The organism is Pluralibacter sp., from assembly GCF_019237635.1.
In the GTDB taxonomy this organism is placed as follows: domain Bacteria; phylum Pseudomonadota; class Gammaproteobacteria; order Enterobacterales; family Enterobacteriaceae; genus Enterobacter_B.
This window is the reverse complement of sequence record NZ_JAFAGS010000046.1, coordinates 1-3471: the sequence shown is the minus strand read 5'-3', so window position 1 is coordinate 3471 and position 3471 is coordinate 1. Positions and strand designations below refer to the sequence as shown.

Genomic DNA, 3471 nt, shown 5'->3' with positions numbered 1-3471 from the left:
CTGGCTTGTTTGGATCAGCTACAACATTAAATACTTCTCCAGCGACACCTCCGCCACCTGTACCAATTATCCCAGGGACGGGACTTAATCGGGAAGGCTGCGACATCCCCATACCAATATCATCCCAATGTAATGCTTTCCACGTAGGATTGATAGCATCATCCAACATAGGCGTAATGATTTTATTACCAATGCCATAACCAATAGCACTTCCGACACCGTTAATTGTTCCATACAGGAACGGGTTCTTTCCATCAATAGAACTGGTTGCCCCACCTATTGCAGCATTAATAAAAACCGTGGATTTAAAGCCAGTATATCGAGTCAAAGCCCCACCACAATATGCTGCCATGACATTATTAGGGGCTTTGTTGAATAATTCCCTTTTTCTCGATTGATGAAGCAAATAGCAAACTTTTAACAACTATAAATCAATCAGTTACAGCATTTCAAACACCGCTAGAACGCTCTAAAATCACGGAAATTCGATTTATTCAACAAAGCCATTATTAGGCTCAACTGAGCCTGTTATTCCATAATCAATAGCAGTAACAACACCCGAGCTAATTACCTCAGAAATAACCATCGCTTCAGGAAGCACACCACCAGACATCACAGTCCCCGCAACGGCCTGCTGGCAATACATCGGCGTATTTCCGCTACAAGCCTCTTTAATTGCAACCTGCTGTTGTTCCTGCCATTTCTCTGCTGCGCCCGGTTTAGCTTTATTAGCGTCAGCTAATACATTTGCCAGCGAGTTATCCTCATCAACAACTCGTTCCGACACGAACATTGAGAATGGTCTGGCATTTTTCCTGTTAAGTCAGAAGGTTACAGAATTTCTTTGCTGAGGTATTGTGCCTCAGCAAGCATTTTTCCCCGACTCGCGTTTTTCAACCACACGACAGCCCTATTAACAATCATTTTACGACTATTTGGATGTTGCTTCCGTCAGGCATGTCTCTTATCTGTAATGCAAGATCAGCCCTTGTCCTCAACGATTCATACGAACAGCAGAGGTATAAATTATCAAGATCATACGCCCCCCCAACAACGAATGGAATTTTGGGTACTAATCGATATCCTGAAGGGATAACACCATTTAATTTTTGCCATGAATGCGCTAAGGGATAACCAGTGATTATCCTATAATCTGACAAGATTAACTTACACCAATCGTTTATTGTAACAGCTTGTTTGTTGAACTCTGCTGTTTCAGGATCAAAATAATACACTCCATCTTTTCTCAAGCAAAACTGTCCACCAAAAATATCTTCAGCAAAATATAAAGCATCTATAGCCATATCTTCATAAGAAGATATCCAAAGCATTTTCTTATTCCAGTCACATAACCCGATTTCCTTATCAGTTGTTTCATATGGAAAAACATGTAGAGCTGATTCAAAAGCATAAAAACCATTTTTTGCTGTCAACAACTCATCTAACTCTATAGCTAATGATGAATTGAACAATTCTGTGCAAGCCTTAACCGTTTGATTTGATGATAACTCATCGCCACAAATGGATAGTAATTTTTCCACAAAAACACTCATTTTTTACTTCCTCCATCTGTCTTTATAATCACAGGTGTGCCATCTGGTAAATTTCTACATTGTGCACCAATACAAGCCCCTGCTCCCCGGTTATCGGAAGGCGTGATAGGTCTAACAGAAGCCCCACTACCACCCTCCTTAAACATCGCTGGCGGGTACTCATCGCGATCCTTGCCTTTCACCGGTGGTGTATCCTTCAAGGATTCTTGTCGTCTCTTCGTTGCACCACTACGATCTATCGTTAAGACTGCCGGTTTACCTGCCGCCTGAGCTTCTTCAATATGTTTAGCTGACTCAGGATACTTTGATTTATTAATGATAATAACCTTTCCGCCAGCGCCTTGCACACTTCCATCATCATCCACTATCCCTGGTTTTAGCCAGCCCGGAAGAATGTCATAGACAGGTAACTTCTTGTCTTTTTCGCCTAGGCTATTATTCTCAACCGCATTCTTCCCGGCCTGAGCCCCGCTCATTGCACCCGAAGCATCGCCACCCGCAATTCCCCCGGCCATACCGGCCGCCACTGTCGCCAGTGCCGTCACCATATCTTTCTGGCTCTGTGACAAATCGCCTGGCTTTCTGTCCGGGTACAGCGCCTGCGCGATGGCAGTGGCTGCCAGTTCTCCACTTGCCGCACCCACAGCCCCTGCGGCTGCACTGCCACCATTCAGCTCTGCCACAACACCACCCAGCACTGCATGCGCAACCGCTCTGGCTTCCGGGTTATTATCAATCCCCATATGGTGACCAATCATATCCGCCAGGACCGGCGCAGACGCCCCGGCTATTGCACCGGCAAGGTTACCGTTCGCCAGCCCGCTCAGCGCCGCCGTAGCACCCTGTATCCCCATCTGGATGGCGCTGCCCGTTCCCCATTGCGCCATCGCGGTGTTGTAGGCCTGTCCGGCCACATCCGCATCGGTGAAGGGGTTGCCCTCGCTTTCCAGCTGTGCCCGGGCTTCCGCCAGTTTTTTCGGGTCCTTCTGCGCATTCAGCCCCTGGATGGCCCCCTGCGTCGTCGCAATATCACCGGCCTGGCTGCCAATCTCGCTAATCAGCTGTGCCTCACGGATACGCTGCTGCTCTTTCTCTTTGTCGAATATCGGGTCGATGCTGCCGTTCGCATGCGCCGTATCGCGGTCAAGGCTTGCCACATCCTGCGTCTGGTTATCCTTGTCGCGAATGGTGATGGTGCCCGCGCCAATTGCCGCCTGTGTGGTCCCTTCATCGTGACCATTGTTGTTCAGACCGCTCAGCAGACCATTCGCCGCGTTACCCGCAAACTGGCTGCCGATGCTGCCCCCGGTACTCAGGCCCACACTTGCATGCTCAACTTTGTAGTCCGCTTCATTGTGGATATCACGCCAGCCAAGCGTCCCGGTACTCAGGTTGTTTTTGTCTGCATCCGCACTGCTGGCAATCACCGCACCGTTAAGCTGAGTGTGATTCGCCACATCAATATCAAACCCGCCTTTACCTGCAAAGATACCGGTCTGCTCCTGCACTGACTGATAGTTCGAGTGCATTTTGTCCCGGCTCACACTGGCGCTGGCAGAGCCGGACATGGAGCCGATATTAAACGTTCCGCCAGCACTGGCGCTCTGCTGTTTCGCGTCGTATTTATCGCTGTCCTGCTCACTGGTCATCATCAGGTCGCGGCCCACCACGGCTTTCACCGAATCGCCGCTCACCTGAGCCCCGGTCAGGAGGGTGTCACGTCCGCTCTTCATCGTGACGTTATTGCCTGCCGTGAGGGTACTTTCAGTATGGGTAAGGCCGTTGCCGGTCTCTTTGCCGCTGGCCTTGTTGACGCTGGCGGAAATCTGAATCCCCCAGCCGCCGGAGCCTGCACCAATGCCGATACCGACGGTGCCACCCTTGCTCTCATTTTTTCCGGTCAGGGCAGAGGTGTTTT

3 protein-coding genes and 1 pseudogene are annotated in these 3471 nt (G+C 49.4%); all 4 read right to left on the bottom strand.

Features of this window, described 5'->3' with window-relative positions; all coding sequences use genetic code 11:
- Positions 1-424 (bottom strand): annotated as a pseudogene (locus tag JO226_RS05145) (hypothetical protein); the annotation flags it as partial.
- A gap of 66 nt (positions 425-490) precedes the next feature.
- Positions 491-793, bottom strand: coding sequence for a hypothetical protein (locus JO226_RS05140; protein ID WP_293494210.1), 303 nt, complete (start codon positions 791-793; stop codon positions 491-493).
- Between the two features lie 127 nt (positions 794-920).
- Positions 921-1553 (bottom strand): hypothetical protein, encoded by a 633-nt coding sequence (locus tag JO226_RS05135; RefSeq protein WP_293494208.1) that lies wholly within the window; start codon positions 1551-1553, stop codon positions 921-923.
- A partial coding sequence (locus JO226_RS05130) for a hemagglutinin repeat-containing protein (RefSeq protein ID WP_293494205.1) occupies positions 1550-3471 on the bottom strand: 1922 nt, incomplete at its 5' end. The genes JO226_RS05130 and JO226_RS05135, both read right to left, overlap by 4 nt.